This is a genomic window from Herminiimonas contaminans, assembly GCF_015645465.1.
GTDB classification, from domain to species: domain Bacteria; phylum Pseudomonadota; class Gammaproteobacteria; order Burkholderiales; family Burkholderiaceae_D; genus Oxalicibacterium; species Oxalicibacterium contaminans.
Genome location: NZ_JADOEL010000017.1, coordinates 1 through 15,367 on the forward strand (window position 1 = coordinate 1; position 15,367 = coordinate 15,367).

General features: G+C 47.8%; 16 protein-coding genes and 2 pseudogenes. 4 read left to right on the plus strand and 14 right to left on the minus strand.

What is annotated here, in order from left to right; translation table 11 throughout:
- The 3 genes and pseudogenes from IXC47_RS16355 to IXC47_RS16365 form a co-directional block, all read left to right on the plus strand.
- The coding region (locus IXC47_RS16355; protein WP_195876350.1) for an IS3 family transposase at positions 1-97 on the plus strand (97 nt) is incomplete at its 5' end.
- Positions 98-298: 201 nt separating this feature from the next.
- Positions 299-502, plus strand: a complete 204-nt coding sequence (locus IXC47_RS16360; protein WP_195876351.1) for a cold-shock protein — start codon at positions 299-301, stop codon at positions 500-502.
- Positions 503-901: 399 nt separating this feature from the next.
- Positions 902-1,270 (plus strand): annotated as a pseudogene (locus IXC47_RS16365) (helix-turn-helix domain-containing protein); the annotation flags it as partial.
- 53 nt (positions 1,271-1,323) lie between these two features.
- On the opposite strand, the gene IXC47_RS16370 reads toward IXC47_RS16365, so the two are convergent.
- The 13 genes and pseudogenes from IXC47_RS16370 to IXC47_RS16425 all read right to left on the minus strand — a co-directional run bounded on the left by IXC47_RS16370 (position 1,324) and on the right by IXC47_RS16425 (position 13,593).
- Positions 1,324-2,127 (minus strand): sulfite exporter TauE/SafE family protein, encoded by an 804-nt coding sequence (locus IXC47_RS16370; RefSeq protein WP_195876352.1) that lies wholly within the window; start codon positions 2,125-2,127, stop codon positions 1,324-1,326.
- A gap of 40 nt (positions 2,128-2,167) precedes the next feature.
- Positions 2,168-3,031 (minus strand): MBL fold metallo-hydrolase, encoded by an 864-nt coding sequence (locus IXC47_RS16375; RefSeq protein WP_195876353.1) that lies wholly within the window; start codon positions 3,029-3,031, stop codon positions 2,168-2,170.
- A 29-nt stretch (positions 3,032-3,060) separates the two neighbouring features.
- On the minus strand, positions 3,061-3,504 hold the full coding sequence (gene cynS, locus IXC47_RS16380) for a cyanase (RefSeq protein ID WP_195876354.1): 444 nt from the start codon (positions 3,502-3,504) through the stop codon (positions 3,061-3,063).
- Between the two features lie 22 nt (positions 3,505-3,526).
- Positions 3,527-4,453: an ABC transporter ATP-binding protein gene (locus IXC47_RS16385; protein ID WP_195876355.1), complete on the minus strand. Its 927-nt coding sequence runs from the start codon at positions 4,451-4,453 to the stop codon at positions 3,527-3,529.
- On the minus strand, positions 4,443-5,315 hold the full coding sequence (gene ntrB / locus IXC47_RS16390; protein ID WP_195876356.1) for a nitrate ABC transporter permease: 873 nt from the start codon (positions 5,313-5,315) through the stop codon (positions 4,443-4,445). The genes IXC47_RS16385 and ntrB overlap by 11 nt, the downstream gene beginning before the upstream one ends.
- Entirely contained in the window at positions 5,315-6,712 is a 1,398-nt protein-coding gene (locus tag IXC47_RS16395; RefSeq protein WP_195876357.1) for a CmpA/NrtA family ABC transporter substrate-binding protein, read from the minus strand. The genes ntrB and IXC47_RS16395 overlap by 1 nt, the downstream gene beginning before the upstream one ends.
- Positions 6,713-6,749: 37 nt before the next feature.
- Entirely contained in the window at positions 6,750-7,988 is a 1,239-nt protein-coding gene (locus tag IXC47_RS16400) for an FAD-dependent oxidoreductase (protein ID WP_195876358.1), read from the minus strand.
- A complete protein-coding gene (locus tag IXC47_RS16405) occupies positions 7,985-9,142 on the minus strand; it encodes an acyl-CoA dehydrogenase family protein (RefSeq protein WP_230089617.1) in 1,158 nt (385 codons plus the stop codon). Before IXC47_RS16405 ends, IXC47_RS16400 begins: the two co-directional genes overlap by 4 nt.
- Before the next feature lie 20 nt (positions 9,143-9,162).
- Positions 9,163-9,729, minus strand: coding sequence for an OsmC family protein (locus tag IXC47_RS16410; protein WP_195876359.1), 567 nt, complete (start codon positions 9,727-9,729; stop codon positions 9,163-9,165).
- 203 nt (positions 9,730-9,932) lie between these two features.
- On the minus strand, positions 9,933-11,564 hold the full coding sequence (locus tag IXC47_RS16415; RefSeq protein ID WP_195876360.1) for a sigma-54-dependent Fis family transcriptional regulator: 1,632 nt from the start codon (positions 11,562-11,564) through the stop codon (positions 9,933-9,935).
- A 197-nt stretch (positions 11,565-11,761) separates the two neighbouring features.
- Positions 11,762-12,086 (minus strand): annotated as a pseudogene (locus tag IXC47_RS19595) (DeoR family transcriptional regulator); the annotation flags it as partial.
- A 277-nt stretch (positions 12,087-12,363) separates the two neighbouring features.
- Positions 12,364-12,831, minus strand: a complete 468-nt coding sequence (locus tag IXC47_RS16420) for a copper chaperone PCu(A)C (RefSeq protein WP_195876361.1) — start codon at positions 12,829-12,831, stop codon at positions 12,364-12,366.
- A gap of 363 nt (positions 12,832-13,194) precedes the next feature.
- Positions 13,195-13,593 carry a DUF2946 domain-containing protein gene (locus IXC47_RS16425; RefSeq protein ID WP_230089618.1) on the minus strand — a complete coding sequence of 133 codons (399 nt, stop codon included), beginning with the start codon at positions 13,591-13,593 and terminating at the stop codon, positions 13,195-13,197.
- A gap of 229 nt (positions 13,594-13,822) precedes the next feature.
- On the opposite strand from IXC47_RS16425, the gene IXC47_RS16430 reads away from it, so the two are divergent.
- Positions 13,823-14,332 (plus strand): SCO family protein, encoded by a 510-nt coding sequence (locus tag IXC47_RS16430; protein WP_230089619.1) that lies wholly within the window; start codon positions 13,823-13,825, stop codon positions 14,330-14,332.
- A 24-nt stretch (positions 14,333-14,356) separates the two neighbouring features.
- On the opposite strand, the gene IXC47_RS16435 is transcribed toward IXC47_RS16430, so the two are convergent.
- Positions 14,357-15,343 (minus strand): GlxA family transcriptional regulator, encoded by a 987-nt coding sequence (locus tag IXC47_RS16435; RefSeq protein WP_195876363.1) that lies wholly within the window; start codon positions 15,341-15,343, stop codon positions 14,357-14,359.
- Positions 15,344-15,367 lie beyond the last annotated feature (24 nt).

The window sequence follows — 15,367 nt, forward strand, 5'->3', positions numbered from 1 at the left end:
CTACATTCGCTTTTACAATCATCATCGCCGCCATTCGACATTAGGGTATTTGACCCCAGCGGAATTCGAGCAGCGCCAATTAGCACTCAGTGCTTAACCTTGTGTCCATTGAGGCCGGGACAGACCAGACTAATAGTTTTTGATGCAAATCAAATTTCGACGCACTTCCTGGATTTAGCATGAAAACGTACTGACACAGCGATGTTTAGTGCAATTCAAACGAGATGAAAAACAGTGTAAATCTTCAATTCGACCTTTTCAGCAAGCATCCTACAATCAATTTTCAGAAAGAAACATCATGGAAACAGGCACAGTAAAGTGGTTTAGTGACAGCAAGGGTTTTGGATTTATCACTCCGGATAATGGCAATGAAGATTTGTTTGCGCACATTTCAGCCATAACTATGGGAGGCGTCAAGACCTTGAAGGAAGGACAAAAAGTAAATTTCGAGGTCATACAAGGGCCCAAAGGCAAGCAGGCAACAAATATCCTGTGCGAATAAGAGCTAGAATTTATTCGTTTAAATCCTGTGGGAGCTGCTTTTGTTTAAGCGACTCGCTTACTAAGCTCCCACAGGTGTGAACAACGAAGCGGATATTCCCCAAGATGCCTTCCCCAGCGCGATGCATATATATGCATATGCAGGCCTCATCATTTCAATCCATAAATAAAATCCCAGCACTCCCCCCCTGAACGCGCGGTCATCAATCGCCCCACAACGTTGGATCTGATCGAATAAAAAAACAGCGTCAATTCTTTTACTTCACGCCAACCTCTTTGACTGGGTTGGCATATTGTTGATTTGCATCGAAAACTGACCCACTTAGCCGCATAATTTGCATCCAAAACTGACCCACGTTTAGAACACAATCCTACTTACCAAAGTGAGTGGGAGATTGGAGTGATCGACGTGGCATTACTTGGAATTATTCGACGCTGGCACCTTCGTGACGACGTGTCCTTGAGAGAAATATCCAAACGACTGGGTATCTCTCGAAATACCGTCCGGCGTTATCTACGCGCTGAAACTGTCGAGCCAGCCTATGCTGATCGACGTTCCCCGACTTCTCTCGACAAATACGCGTTCAAGCTTTCAGCCTGGTTAAAGACCGAGGCAACAAAGTCACGTAAGCAACTTCGGACCTTAAAACAGATGCACATCGATCTGTGTGCGTTGGGATTTGAAGGGTCATACGACCGGGTCGTAGCCTTCGCCAGACAGTGGAAGGTGGATCAGTTAGAGAGGGTCAACTCTGCGAGCAAATCAACAAGTTATTGACACGCCTAAGTTGAGCTATCTCTGCACGTTTGTGCTCCGTCGTATCAAATCGACTTTAAAAGCATCACGCAGGCCGCCAGTATTGTCACCGCCGCGAAAATACATTGCAGTGCGCGGAGCGCGACATATCGAGAAAGCCAGCGTCCGAAAAGTGTGCCAACTCCCGCAGCACCAGCAAACCAGAGCCCAGACACAGGAACACTTGCGCCATGCACCATCATTGCCAACGCTGAAAAGATAGATATAGTCGCAATGACCATAAGCGATGTTGCCACCCCGCTACGCATGTCCAGGTCGCTCACACGCCGCAATCCCGGCACGATGACAAAGCCCCCGCCTACTCCGAACAATCCCGTCAAAAAGCCAGCATATGCACCTACCTGCAGCAGTGATCGCACACATCTTGGTGTCCAGCGTAAGCGCCCGGTATTCGCATCGAGCAAACAGTCACCAGTCATGTCATTTGACAAAGGCGATGTTGAGGACTGCTTAAATCGCAAACTGCGTATAAGACGAAGCGCACTGAAAGCCATCAGCCCGCTGAATAAAATCCCACCGACGCGCTCCGGCATCCACTGCGACAGCGAGGAACCAATCGGCGTGACCAGTAGCCCTACTGCCGCCATCCATAATGCAGCACGATAGCGTACCAATCCTTGACGCCATCCATCCATGCATCCCAAAAATGCAGCTAGACCGATAGCGATGAGCGCTATCGGCTTTGCTTCAGTAAGCGTAAATCCCATGCCTACAACCAATGCGGGCACGGCAAGAATGCCACCTCCGGCTCCAGTCAATCCAAGCAGCAGACCAATGCTACCGCCCATCAATAGCCCACTCAGCAGCATGTGGCCTCCATGATGGCAGCAAGTATTGAATACAAAAATGTCATAGCACGTCCAGAGGGATTCTCAGATAGCGCACGCCATTACTTTCTGCCGTTGGCAACTCACCCGCGCGAATATTGATCTGAACTGCGGGCAGCATCAAGACTGGCGGCGACAAGATGATGTCACGCGCATCGCGCAATGCCACAAATGCGTTCTTGCTGATGCCCGCACGAATGTGCAAATTATTGTTGTTTTGATCGTCAACATTTGTGATGTATGCCGGCTCACGCCCGTTAGGTGGATAGTCATGACACACATATAGATATGTGGAAGGCGGCATCGCTAGAATGCGCCGTATCGATCGATACAGAATCTCAGCGTTACCACCAGGAAAATCGCACCGCGCCGTACCTACATCAGGCATAAACAAAGTATCGCCGACGAATACTGCTTTACCGTCAATCACATAGGCGGTATCGGCCGGCGTGTGTCCAGGCACATGCCATGCGCTAACCTTGATATTGCCAATAACAAAAGCTTCATCTGCTTCAAACAAATGATCGAAATAGCCAAAACGGTCCTTGCCTGCTTCTTCCAAATTGTAGATTTCCCCGAAAGTCTTTTGTACTTCACGAATACCTGAACCAACAGCAATTTTCCCGCCCAATTTGCTTTTTAGATAGCGCGCTGCAGAAATATGATCTGCGTGCGCATGAGTCTCGAGCAGCCATTCGACTTCTAAAGAATTTTCTTTAACAAACTCAATAATTTCATCTGCTGACTTTGTTGAAGTCCGTCCCCACTTGATATCGAAATCCAATACCGAATCGAGGACGGCGCACACACTGCCATGCCCACTGTGAAGCACATAACTGAACGTCGACGAGACCGGATCGAAGAAAGACTTCACCTCATACGCCATAGACCCTCCTTCTATCCGGCCAACGTCAATCAATATGTTTTGTAAGACAGGTATTTTCCGCTCATGACAATCTGTACACGATCACCATTAGGGTCTGCCTGGCGTGTCATATCCATTTTGAAATCGATAGCACTCATAATCCCGTCGCCAAATTCTTCATGAATCAATTCTTTGAATGTGGTGCCATAGACCTGTACCAGTTCGTAAAAACGATAGATCGTCGGATCGGTAGGCACCGATGTCGATAGTGAGCCGCGATATGGGACGACCATGAGCCATTTTTTTTCTTCTGCATTCAAATCAAAAATTTCAGCAATGGCGTCTGCAGCTTTGGCATCAAATGTCATCTGACCGTGACACCCAGCGGTAACCCATTCTTTGCTGAGCCCGACTTTGGCTGCGACCTCTGACCATTTCAATCCTTTTGAGACTTTGGCAGCGATGATTTTTTCTGTAACGTCGAGACGATTCATTGTGTAACTCCTTGTTAGTAATTCAGGCGATTAATTGCAGCGACTTTGCTGCGGGTTGTTGAACTGCAGATCCAAATAATGATTTTTCAGTATCAAGTCCCGGCGTGATCACGGGCGGATAAGAAGGAGCACGACCGTCCGAAAGATCCTTCGAGCGCGTAACCAAAAATTCGACAAGATGGTTACGAATTAGGTAGTACTGTGGGTCGTGATGTAATGTGGCTCGTTGTCTGTCACGCGACATTGTGTTCTGAACTATTTCTGCGACACGCGCCCTAGGGCCATTACTCATTAAGAGAATCTTGTCGGCAAGCAGCACTGCCTCATCGACATCGTGAGTAATCATAAAAACAGTTTGTTTTGTCTCAGCACAAATCCGTAGAAGTTCATCTTGAATTGTTCCCCGAGTTAATGCATCTAACGCACCGAACGGCTCGTCAAGCAATAGCATCTTTGGCTCAATCGAAAACGCGCGGGCGATTCCAACACGCTGTTTCATACCACCAGACAATGTAGAAGGCTTCTTGTCGATCGCATGTTTGAGCCCAACTAACTCTACATATTTCTCAACCTGATGATTAATTTCTGTCTTGGACCATTCCGGCCACTTGCTACGTACCGCAAATGCGATATTTTTACGGACAGTCAACCAAGGCATCAATGCATGGCCTTGAAATACCACGCCACGATCAAGACTTGGACCTGCTACCTCCCTGCCGTTCATAAACACATTGCCGGTGCTAGCACTTTCAAGTCCGGCAAGGACGTTGAGGATAGTGGTTTTTCCGCAGCCAGAATGACCGATGATGCATACAAACTCACCGCGATTGATACCAAAATTAACGTTATCAAAAACAGGCTGCGTAGCACCTGAATAAGTTTTTGAAAGATCTTCAATTTTCAGAAACAAGTTTTTTTCTGAAGAGACTTGGGTATTGTTAGTCGACATAAGTGACCACCTTCTGCGCTTTGGCAAATATCAGATCCAATATCATTCCGACAGTACCTATCATTAAGATCGCAAAGATCACGTTGGTGAGCGAAAGATTGTTCCATTCGTTCCAAACGAAATAACCTATTCCGGTACCGCCTACCAACATCTCGGCAGCCACAATTACCAACCATGCGATGCCCATACTGATGCGCATACCGGTAAGAATGGTTGGTGCTGCGGCAGGTAAGATGACTTCAATCGCTTTCCGTATGGGACTGACTTGCAATGTCCGTGCAACATTCATCCATTCGCGTCTTACGCCTGCGACACCAAACGCGGTGTTCACAAGCATGGGCCAAATCGAACAAATGAAAATCACAAAAATTCCTGACAGCGACGCGTCCTTAATGGTGTAGAGCGCAATTGGCATCCAAGCAAGTGGTGATATTGGTTTCAATATTTGGATAAAGGGATCGAGAATACGATAGGCTAATGGGCTCATTCCAATTACGAATCCAAGCGGAATCGCAACCAATGCCGCCAATCCAAATCCCATTCCTACACGTGCTAAGGAATGTAAAATTTGAATACCAATTCCTTTGTCATTAGGCCCATTGTCATAAAACGGATCACTAAGTTGCTGGACGATTGTGCGTCCCATATCGGACGGTGTGGGAAAACCAGATTTGTTGGCTCCCTCGTTTTGCTCCGAAGACTTCCCCATTAATTTTGCGTAGTCAAGCTCTGCAGCTGTCATAGTAGGAGCTACTGTTTTCTTAGGCAGCGTTGCCAGTTGCCAAATGCCGAGTATTACGGCTAAGAGGAGTACCGATAGCAGAGGTGCCTTGAGCTTGTTTAGATAATTGGCTTTCATCATCAAACTCGCTTAATAGGAAAACTATCGGCATAAGCGACAGCCTTATCCGCATCGAATGTCTTACCCATGATGTTAAATTTCGGATAGCTACCTTCTGGCGTTTTTTGCCCGAGCTGCGCCATAGTTTTTTTGGCATCAGTGAGCAGGAACACTTTTTCAGCTACCTGTTTATAGTTGATGTCGCCTTTCATGTAACCCCAACGTTTCATTTGTGTCAGCATCCACACGGCCATGCTCTGCCAAGGAATAGGATCGAAATCAACTCGGTCAGGCACGTTCACTATATTGCCCAGGCCATCAGCAAATTTGCCTGTAAGCACTTGAGTCACCACCGCTTCAGGTTGATTTAGATACGCTTGTGGAGAGATCACCTTGGCAATCAGTTCACGGTTCTTTTGATCACGAGCCATGGCAGCCGATGTCAACACTGCACGATAAAGTGCAGCAAATGTATTTGGATTTTTCTGAATAAAATCTGTTGATGTGCCGAATGCACAGCATGGATGTCCATTCCAAATATCTTTTGTCAGAAGATGGATGAAACCAACCTCCTCATATACTGCCCGTTGATTAAAAGGGTCAGGCCCAAGGAATCCATCAATATTGCCAGCGCGAAGATTGGCGACCATTTCAGCCGGCGGTACCACACGCAATTGCACATCCTTATCTGGGTCAATCCCCGCTTCAGCCAGGTAATATCGCAAAAGCATGTTGTGCATAGAAAACTCAAATGGAATAGCAAACTTGAAGCCTTTCCAGTTTTTTGGATCCCGATTATTTTTGTGTTTTAACGCAAGAGTTATTGCTTGGCCATTGACGTTTTGGATAGTGGCGACATTCATCGGCTGAGGGTTAGATCCCAACCCAAGAGAAATTGCCAATGGCATGGGTGAAAGAAAATGAGTAGCGTCGTATTCCTTGTTCATCATCTTGTCGCGCACCAGCGCCCAACCTGCTGTCTTCAACAACTGAACATTCAGCCCTTGCTTTGAATAAAAGCCAAGCGGATGCGCCATGATCAATGGCGTCGCGCAGGTAATTGGAATAAATCCGATCTTTAAATCCTTTTTCTCCAGTGCGCCCTTTTCCTGCGCCATGGCTTGCAAGCTGGCAATCGGCAACACGCTAGATATTGCTGCCATCGCAGTAGTTTTTCCTACTGCTCGCAGAAATAGGCGACGCGTTTCATCTTGCGGAAAAATCGCTTTTACTAGTGCAGCTTCAATAAATTCATTCGAATACGTTTCAAATTCAGAAGTCTCGCTGCGACGCTTTAGTTCTGCGACGGCATTTGCGACACTGGCGTTTCGATGCTCATCTTCCGATGCATGACGTCCGCAAGAGCAATTCATCATCAAGGATCGATCGGCGTCGTACGGGGAAAAATATTTGCTCATGATTTTCCTTCTATAGGTTGATTGATGAATACGTCACTTAAATCGTGAAACTACGTGAGCTTGTTTTGACGCGTACAACAGGACGTCTACTTAAATAAGCATCTGCCTTATTACCGGTCAGGTGTGCGGCGATAATTCGAGCTTGCCGATTGATCGGCTCGATGAATCTGTAAGCATCGCCATCAATGCTGATACAGTCGCCTAGCGCGTGGATATTGGAGATATTCGTGCGTAGCGTGAGCGGATCAACAGCGATACCGTTATTCCATGTCAAGCCTGCCGTACGCGCCAACTGACTTGGAGTGGTTAGACCGGTTGCAGATATCACGTGGTCTACGTCAAAGATTTGTCCATCATGTGTTTGTATGCGACGCTTACCGTCTACTAGATGAACACTAGAAATTTGCACCGACCCAACATATTGCAAAGGCAGATTTTCCCAAGCATGTAGCAGATCCGCCGACTCTAGATCACTAATTACTCCCTGCAGAGGGCGCGCGTTTATATCTAAGAGGCAAACATTGTGTCCTGCAAGAGCGAGATCATTTGCAAGCTCGCACCCCACCAATCCCGCACCAACTATTGCGATCTGCTGCGACTCTTTTTTTGCTTGCGCTTCGATGCGTTTACGGAATGCTCCATACGCCTGCAGATCGTTGATACGCCAGCATAATTCTTCAGGGAGCTCTGGAAGTTGGCGTTGCGTCGCGCCATGCGCCAGCACTAGATTCTGGTAAGAAAGCGTACCGCGTGTGGTGCGCAGTGCTGATGCATTTGCAGATACGCTAACAGCATGTGTCTGTATCAACAAACGTACGTTCAATCGCTCTGCTGCTTCCGATGCTGTTTCTTTTACCAGCCGCTCAAGGGGCAATTTCTTTGCGATTGCGACGGAAAGCAAGGGTTTGTCATATACATCACCACTACAGCCCGTGACGATGGTGATTGGCACCTGCGAATCCAAATCACGCAATGCACTGGCCATTTGCCATCCTGCGCAACCTGCGCCGACGATAACGATGCCAGCCTGTCCACGCGTTCCAGATGCACTTGGCAGTTTAACGCCGATGGTCGGGGGAATTGACACTGCGATATACAGCTCAAAATCTGCTTTTGTCACTCCGCACAAGGGGCAGGACCAATCGTCAGGAATGTCCTCATATCTGGTGCCCGCCTGTAGACCGCTATCCGGATCGCCCTCTTTCTCGTCATAGATCAGTCCGCATGCACGGCAAATATATTGCCGCCAAGCGGCCTCGACTAAACGCGCACTCATGACGGCACACCGTTGATGCTGAGTCGAGCGATTTCCTTGCGAAGATGCTTCAAAGCTGGCGTAACGATTGCAACGAAATGCGATTCACGCACACGCCGTTGTACAGGAGATGTGAGTAGATATCCCCGCGCACCGTGATGTAGAAGTGCCGACTGCGCTGCACGTAGTGCAATCTCTGATGCGTGCGCACGCACGTCCAGAACATCAATAAGAAATTGCTTGTCCTTCTTGAACGGCGTTTTAGCGAGCAACATCGTGCGCCGACTCAGTTCATCCAATTCATTTTGCAAATCCTGAGGACGGTCCTCCAGATATTGGTTGACATGACCAAGCTGCCCTTCGACGCCAACCATCGAATCGATCGCACCCTGCGCCACACCCAATCCCATTCCGCATTGCAGCAAAATGAATCCAGCACGAATGTGCTCGATCAACGGACGTACTGGATCGGCAATCATGTTCTGTTCATCAACCCTGAAATTCGTCAGGCGCACACCCCAAGTACCGGTGCCCTCCATGGCTGAAAATGATGGACATTCACGTAATTCGACGCCTGCAGCAGCGCAGTCAACCATGAACATAATCTCGTGCGGTTGATCTGCGTTGTCCGACTCAAGCATAGCAATGGCACCGAAATAATGATCGCTGCCCAGATTGCTGACCCATGGCAACGTGCCATTGACGACATAAGCTCCGTCGACTTTGGTTGCACGGAGCAACATCGACTCAATTCCAGCAAATGTTTTCATCGGATTGCTCAGTGCCGTGCCGCCTAGCGTTTGCGCATTACCATGTCGCTCTAGCGTAGCCCCCTGCAATGCGGGATTGTTTGAGTACTCCATGTACATCCCGCACACATCGTGGCACCACATCATGAAGCCAGTTGCGCCACATACTTGGGATACTTCGGCAATTGCCTGAATAGCTGCCCCGTAATCCAGCTCGCCATCCAACGCCATGTGGGCGTTGAAGGCACCGGCCTCCCCCAACTCTTTCAAAATGTTTGAGGGATACGTTCCTACGCGATCGATCTCATCGGCAAGTTTCGCCAACGGACCCTCTGCTATCTTGCGTACAGTGGACAACATCGTGTCGCGTTGGCTGACTACAAGCGAACTGATCGCAATGTCCAGATTACCCAGGGCGGCTGACATAAAGACTCCTTATTCGCGTGTTAAGCCATCTTGATGTCGAATGGAATCGGATTGCGCATTGTGTTGGCAACAGGCGAGAAGAAATTAGCATGTTTGACGATGTCATCGAGTTCTTCGCGGCTTGCATCGCCTTCAACTAAAACCTTGACGCGGATTGCTTGAAAGCCCATGTCCTTTGGCTCCATGACTGCGCCACCTGCACCCCATGCAGCCGGATTGCCGATGTCACCTTCGAGGAAAATTTCCAGTTTGCTCAGCTTCACCCGGCGATGCGTTGCAACCGCTGTGATGCCCACGACCAGACAGCCGCCAAGACCTGACAAAGCGACTTCACCTGGAGCCGGAGCAGTGTCTTGCCCGAACAGATGAGGTGGCTCATCGACGATCACAGGAGCATGGTTACCAACGTAGCTTTCTGTGCGGAATTGGCCGTCCGCAATGGTATGAACCTTATTGGTTCCACGCTGAGCCGGATTGCCGCGCCCTTTTTCGGCGAAGACCATCAAACCGTCGCGATCAATTGGACGCAAATAGGTTTTGACTGTAGTTGTTGGCTCGGTAACGAAAGTCGATACGGATGAGGACATGTGGCACTCCTTTAAATAGTTAGGTTTGTTCCCTACTATTGCAAACAGTGTGCCACGTCCAACATTTGAAAATGGATATCGCTTGAAAGCCTTTACCGGCTTGGGTTTACAGGATTTTTACTGGATATCTTTAAAGAAAATTGGTAACAATAAAAAATTATAATTAAGACAAAATGGCGACATTTTGTCGCCATTTTGTAAATTTAATTTTTCATTATTCCGAGTTTACGTAGTCGGTAAACAAATTGACGTGGCGTCAATCCCAACGAATATGCGGCACGCGATTGGTTACCGTTATGCATTGCCAAAGCCTGTTGCAACGTCAGTGCGTCATGCGAATGCGAAGGCAGGTATTCACGCACGACTGGCATTGTAGACAAGCCAGCTGGAATCGATTCGATCTTTTCAGTGCTATTTGTAAAAGCTGGAATAAAGCGCTCAACTTCCGCTTTTGAAATAACCGCATGATCGGTCAGCAGCACCATCCGCTCAATGACATTTGCAAGCTCACGGATATTGCCCGGCCACGCATATGCTTCAAGTTCATCCAATGCCTGCGGCGATAAATTGACGTTACGATTATTTGCTTGATTGACTCGATTAAGGAAGTGCAAAGAAAGTGGTCGAATGTCCTGTTTCCGTTGCAGCAAGGAAGGCAAGCGGATTGGAATCACGTTCAAGCGATAATACAAATCACGCCTGAACGTACCGCGATCAACTTCGAAAGACAAATCACGATTGGTTGCGGTAACCACACGAATATCGACCTTGATTTCTCTATCACCACCGAGGCGGACGATCGTCCCTTCCTGCAAAGTGCGCAGCAACTTAGTCTGCATCGCCAATGGCATCTCGCCGATTTCATCGAGAAATATGGTGCCGTGATCGGCCTGCTCAAACAAGCCGATTCTTGATTTCATCGCGCCGGTAAACGCGCCTTTTTCATGACCGAACAACTCAGACTCAAACAAGGTTTCTGGAATTGCAGCGCAATTGACTTTAATAAAAGGTGCATCGCGACGCAGGCTGGACAGATGCAAGGCACGAGCAAACAACTCTTTTCCAGTTCCTGATTCTCCGAGCAGCAATACGCTTGCGGTTGCCTGAGCAACGCGCTCCAGTTCTTCCAACGCTTGCAGCAAAGCTGGTGATGTACCCACAATGCCGTAACGTGCTGCAGCGGATTCCAGTGCACGGGCCAATAGTTCGTTCTTATCCTGCAACGCCTTGGTCTTTTCTTCTACTAAGGATTGCAATTGAAGCAGCTGACCGGCAAGTGTCGCCAGAATTTTCATGACAGCGACGTCATCATTCAAGGAACGATTGCGCTGACGAATGCGGTGAGCGGCCAGCACACCCACTGTCCGCCGGTTCGTTTGAATCGGCACGACAATAAATGCAACTGTCTCTTGCGGCAGATTCGCTCTCTTCACTGACCGCGATAAGAATCGAGGTTCTGCATCTATATCCTGCACGATTATTGATTGCCCGATGGCCAATGCAGCTCCGGTAATTCCTTCACCTACAAAATAGGTACCGCGCGCAATTTCTGCTTTGGTCAAACCATAAGCGAAGCGAATCCGGGAAATCGGAGCGCTTGTATTTTTAGTCTGTTTGGTTTCTGCATCAAATGCATCGATGAGTACGATGCGCCCACGATTAAGTCCAAGTAACTCTGACATTAGGTGCAACATCTCGCGGAACACCATATCCGGAGCCAAACTTCTTCCTACCAGACGCATTACTTCGCCAAGTAGTAAGCGCTCCTGCTCCCGCCATGGCGGCGCCGAAGGTTCTTCCGATCTAGCATTGCTCCCATTTTTTACTACACTCATTTGTTATGCGTCCATTTGGTAGCCAGAGCCATAAAATATTGAAGCTCTTTTTTATTCTAGATGGTTATTCGTCATTTGCGTTGAAGTAATTAATGAATACAGATTGAACCAGGTGAAGAAAAATTACGACTAGTTTGATCCGGGTTAGCACTTATTGTTGATTTGCTCGCAGAGTAGCCCCTCTCTAGCTAATCCAACTTCCACTGCCTTGGGAGGGCTGCGACCCGGTCATACGGCCCTTCAAATCCCAATGCACACAAGTCGATGTGCATCTGTTTCAAGGTCCGTCGTTGTTTACATGACTTCATTCTCTCGGTCTTTAACCAAGCTAAACGCTTGAATGGGTATTTGTTGAGAAAAGTCGGGGAGCGCCGATCAGCCTAGCCTCGCTCTATTGTTTCAAAGCGTAGATCGCGCCGGACGGTATTTCGTGAAATACCAAGTTGGTTGATATCTCTATCAATGAGATCTGCTCACGAAGTACCAGCGTCGAATAATTTCAAGTAATGCCACGTCGATCACTTCAATCTCCCTACCCACTTTGTTAAGTAGGATCGTGTTCTAAATGTGGGTCAGTTTTCGATACAAATCAACACGCATGGTTCAAACAGAAAGTACAATCCTCCATATTCAAGCCATGTTGCAGCTTGCGTATTCTTTGCCGCAAGCGCATACGAAATCGAAAGCGCAATCGAACTGAACAGGATCGCAAGTAATGCGATCCTGTTCACGAACGCGCGGGGATAACGCTTCAACGTCATTCAGGCTTCCCAATTCTCATCAACCAAGCCATGTTCTTTTAATGCCCCGAATGCATTTTTTCGGTCGGATTGACTGACACCGCATTGTTTAATGCTCTTGCAGGCACTTTTAATTCTACTGTTTCGCGCTTCCTATCCTTACTCTCAAAAACCAACGTTAGCGGTATGACATCGCCTTCCTTGATTTGCTTTTTAATGTCAAAAAACATTACGTGGTAACTACCTGGTTTGAGTTCCACTGATTTCCCTGCGGGCAGATCTAAGCCATCAATCTGACGCATGCGCATCACGTCGTCTTTCATTGCCATCTCGTGGATTTCAGTTACCAGACCCGGCGAACGCGCTTCTATCAATCGCGCGTCTGTCTTACTTGTTAATTGCATGAACGCGCCAGTCGCTTTTTGCGTTGGGACGGTGGCACGCACCCATGGATCAGTAACTGTGACTTGTGCCAGCAAAATATTAGGGGCAATGCAAAGCATAGAAGCAAGTAAATATTTTTTCATTTTGTTGATTCCTAAAAAATTGAACAGCTATGGTGGTTGGAGAAAAAACTCAATTAGTCACTTGCTTAAACCAAGTTCTGAACGAATAGTAATGACGCAATATGGGTACAGCCCGATGACTTGTCCGAGGTCATCGTTTTAATAGGAACAAGCTGCATTTCTACAGTCGGGCCATAAACTTTGTATTGAGAAGGGGTATTGCGGTAAGTCGCGTATGAAAATATCGCGCTGCAGATAGAAATGATGTTAAGGGCGATGAAAAACTTGCGTCGTGTAGACATGACAAGCTCCTGACTCGATATGAATAAACACCAACAGGCAAGCGCTTTATCAAAAAGTGCGACTATAGGTACTCAGCAAAGATCAGGAGATTACTGGGGGAGCGCGAGGCTGTGCTGCAGCCCATGCAAAAAGCGGCTGCGATGTTTGATAAAACAGGGAAGGTAGAACATGGTCGCCACTAATAAATGGCATAACAAAATTAGCTGCAGGTGGCAGACCGAGAGAAACGGCATGATTCAAACAAAATGGGCAATGCTCGACGTGTGTAATTTTTTGATCGTTCCCAGGAGCTTGCGATGCAGTGTTATCACCTGTTTGAACTAATTTTTTACCCGTAACACTACAGATTTCTATCCAAACATTGGATGTACTGTTTGCTGTACTCACTGCATGAGAAAACGACGGCGCAAGCGCAGACATCAGGATGGCAAAAACAGCAGTCCAAGTCGCTATGCACTGAGTTAATTGGGTCATTCTCATGGCGCAGATACTAGCACCGAAATTTTGGTGGAATAAAAGTTTGCAAGCTGTTGGGACAATTTGTCATATGTGTGCAACAACGGTTTTGACCTATATTGGATCGCTCTAACCCGCAGACATAGCGGCAGTCAGTAAGACTGCATTTAAGGATTGAATGACACATTCGCGACTTCTCGCAGTTCTTCTCACGCTTTGTGTTTTGCTGACTGGCTGCGTACCGCGAGAAAAAATGTCGCCAACTGCAATCGACATTACTGGCCTCGAATATGGAAAAGATTTTAAGCTGAGTGATCCAGGTGGCAAGGAGAGGACACTGAAAGAATTCCGAGGCAAAGTTGTAATGGTGTTTTTTGGATTTACCCAATGTCCTGACGTTTGTCCAACTGCACTGTACCGCGCGGCTGAAGTAAAGAAAAAACTCGGTGAAGAAGGATCCAAATTTCAAACCATTTTTGTAACTGTTGATCCCGAGCGAGACACACCCACCCTTCTCAAAGACTATACCCATGCGTTCGACGATTCCTTTTTAGGCTTATACACAGATCTGGAAAATACGCGTAAAACTGCAGATGATTTTCGCATCTACTATGCCAAGGTTTCGACAGGTAGTACATACACAATGGATCACACAGCAATTAGCTATCTCTACGACACCAAAGGAAATATACGCATTGGGATAAAGCCAAACGCGTCTATCGATGACGTCACTCAGGACGTAAGATTTTTACTGCAAAATTGAGCAATGAAATTCAAATAAATTACATCATTTTCGTCTGTTCGAACGAAATGTCCGTTTAGTTTCACAAAAGAGACGTCGGTAGGAAGACGGAGACGTATGTAACTGAGTCGCAAAATGCTGCCGTAACGTCAGTGCGGAGCCAAAGCCGACCTCGGAAGCAATGCATTCAATCGACAAATCCGTGGTTTCCAGCAATAGCTGCGTTCTTGCAATGCGCTCTGCAGCTAGCCACTTAAGGACGGTAGCTCCCGTAGCCTCGCGAAAGCGTCTTGTAAATGTTCGGCGACTCATCCGTGCTACGTCAGCGAGCACGTCTACAGATAACGGCTCTGATAAATGTTTTCTTGCCCATTCCAGAACACCAGGCAGACGATTCTCGCTGTGAGAGGAAGGAACCGGCTGCTCAATATACTGCGCTTGTCCACCCTGACGATGCGGTGGCGTCACCAGCAATCTAGCCACGCGGTTCGCAACGTCCGCGCCGTCACGTTGGCGTACAAGATTCAAGCAACAATCAATCGCCGCAACGGTCCCTGCGGAAGTTATGACATTTCCCTCATCGACATAAAGTACGTCTGGAAGAAAGTTAGCCATGGGGAATCGCTGAATGAAGAGCTCGCGACAAGCCCAATGCGTAGTAGCACGCCGTCCATCTAATAAGCCTGCATCGCCCAGCACGAAAGCGCCGAGGCATAGACCAACCACTTGAGCACCGCGTAAATGCGCTCTTTGCAGTGCTGCCGTTAGCGCTGCTGGGGCAGTACGTTCTGGGTGGTTCCATGACGGGACAATAACTATGTCTGCATGTTCCATAGCTTCAAGTCCACCCGGCACATCTATTTCCATGCCTTGGTCGCAACGAACCCTGCCTGGGGTCGGCGCGCAGTACAACACTTCATAAGGAGCTAACCCGCTCGGGACGGGACGTACGCCGAACACCATACCTGGCACCGAAAGATGAAAAAGACTTGCGCCCTCAAAAGCAAGGACAGCGACACGGACGACTTGCATTGAATATCCAAAATATGGTGGAGA

What these genes read in the sequence shown, in the direction of transcription:
- IXC47_RS16395 (WP_195876357.1), bottom strand. Translation starts at nt 6,712, where the DNA reads ATGAGCAAATATTTTTCCCCGTACGACGCCGATCGATCCTTGATGATG.
- IXC47_RS16360 (WP_195876351.1), top strand. Translation starts at nt 299, where the DNA reads ATGGAAACAGGCACAGTAAAGTGGTTTAGTGACAGCAAGGGTTTTGGA.
- IXC47_RS16375 (WP_195876353.1), bottom strand. Translation starts at nt 3,031, where the DNA reads ATGGCGTATGAGGTGAAGTCTTTCTTCGATCCGGTCTCGTCGACGTTC.
- IXC47_RS16420 (WP_195876361.1), bottom strand. Translation starts at nt 12,831, where the DNA reads ATGAAAAAATATTTACTTGCTTCTATGCTTTGCATTGCCCCTAATATT.
- IXC47_RS16370 (WP_195876352.1), bottom strand. Translation starts at nt 2,127, where the DNA reads ATGCTGCTGAGTGGGCTATTGATGGGCGGTAGCATTGGTCTGCTGCTT.
- IXC47_RS16410 (WP_195876359.1), bottom strand. Translation starts at nt 9,729, where the DNA reads ATGTCCTCATCCGTATCGACTTTCGTTACCGAGCCAACAACTACAGTC.
- ntrB (WP_195876356.1), bottom strand. Translation starts at nt 5,315, where the DNA reads ATGATGAAAGCCAATTATCTAAACAAGCTCAAGGCACCTCTGCTATCG.
- cynS (WP_195876354.1), bottom strand. Translation starts at nt 3,504, where the DNA reads ATGAATCGTCTCGACGTTACAGAAAAAATCATCGCTGCCAAAGTCTCA.
- IXC47_RS16415 (WP_195876360.1), bottom strand. Translation starts at nt 11,564, where the DNA reads ATGAGTGTAGTAAAAAATGGGAGCAATGCTAGATCGGAAGAACCTTCG.
- IXC47_RS16430 (WP_230089619.1), top strand. Translation starts at nt 13,823, where the DNA reads ATGTCGCCAACTGCAATCGACATTACTGGCCTCGAATATGGAAAAGAT.
- IXC47_RS16405 (WP_230089617.1), bottom strand. Translation starts at nt 9,142, where the DNA reads ATGTCAGCCGCCCTGGGTAATCTGGACATTGCGATCAGTTCGCTTGTA.
- IXC47_RS16425 (WP_230089618.1), bottom strand. Translation starts at nt 13,593, where the DNA reads ATGAGAATGACCCAATTAACTCAGTGCATAGCGACTTGGACTGCTGTT.
- IXC47_RS16435 (WP_195876363.1), bottom strand. Translation starts at nt 15,343, where the DNA reads ATGCAAGTCGTCCGTGTCGCTGTCCTTGCTTTTGAGGGCGCAAGTCTT.
- IXC47_RS16385 (WP_195876355.1), bottom strand. Translation starts at nt 4,453, where the DNA reads ATGTCGACTAACAATACCCAAGTCTCTTCAGAAAAAAACTTGTTTCTG.
- IXC47_RS16400 (WP_195876358.1), bottom strand. Translation starts at nt 7,988, where the DNA reads ATGAGTGCGCGTTTAGTCGAGGCCGCTTGGCGGCAATATATTTGCCGT.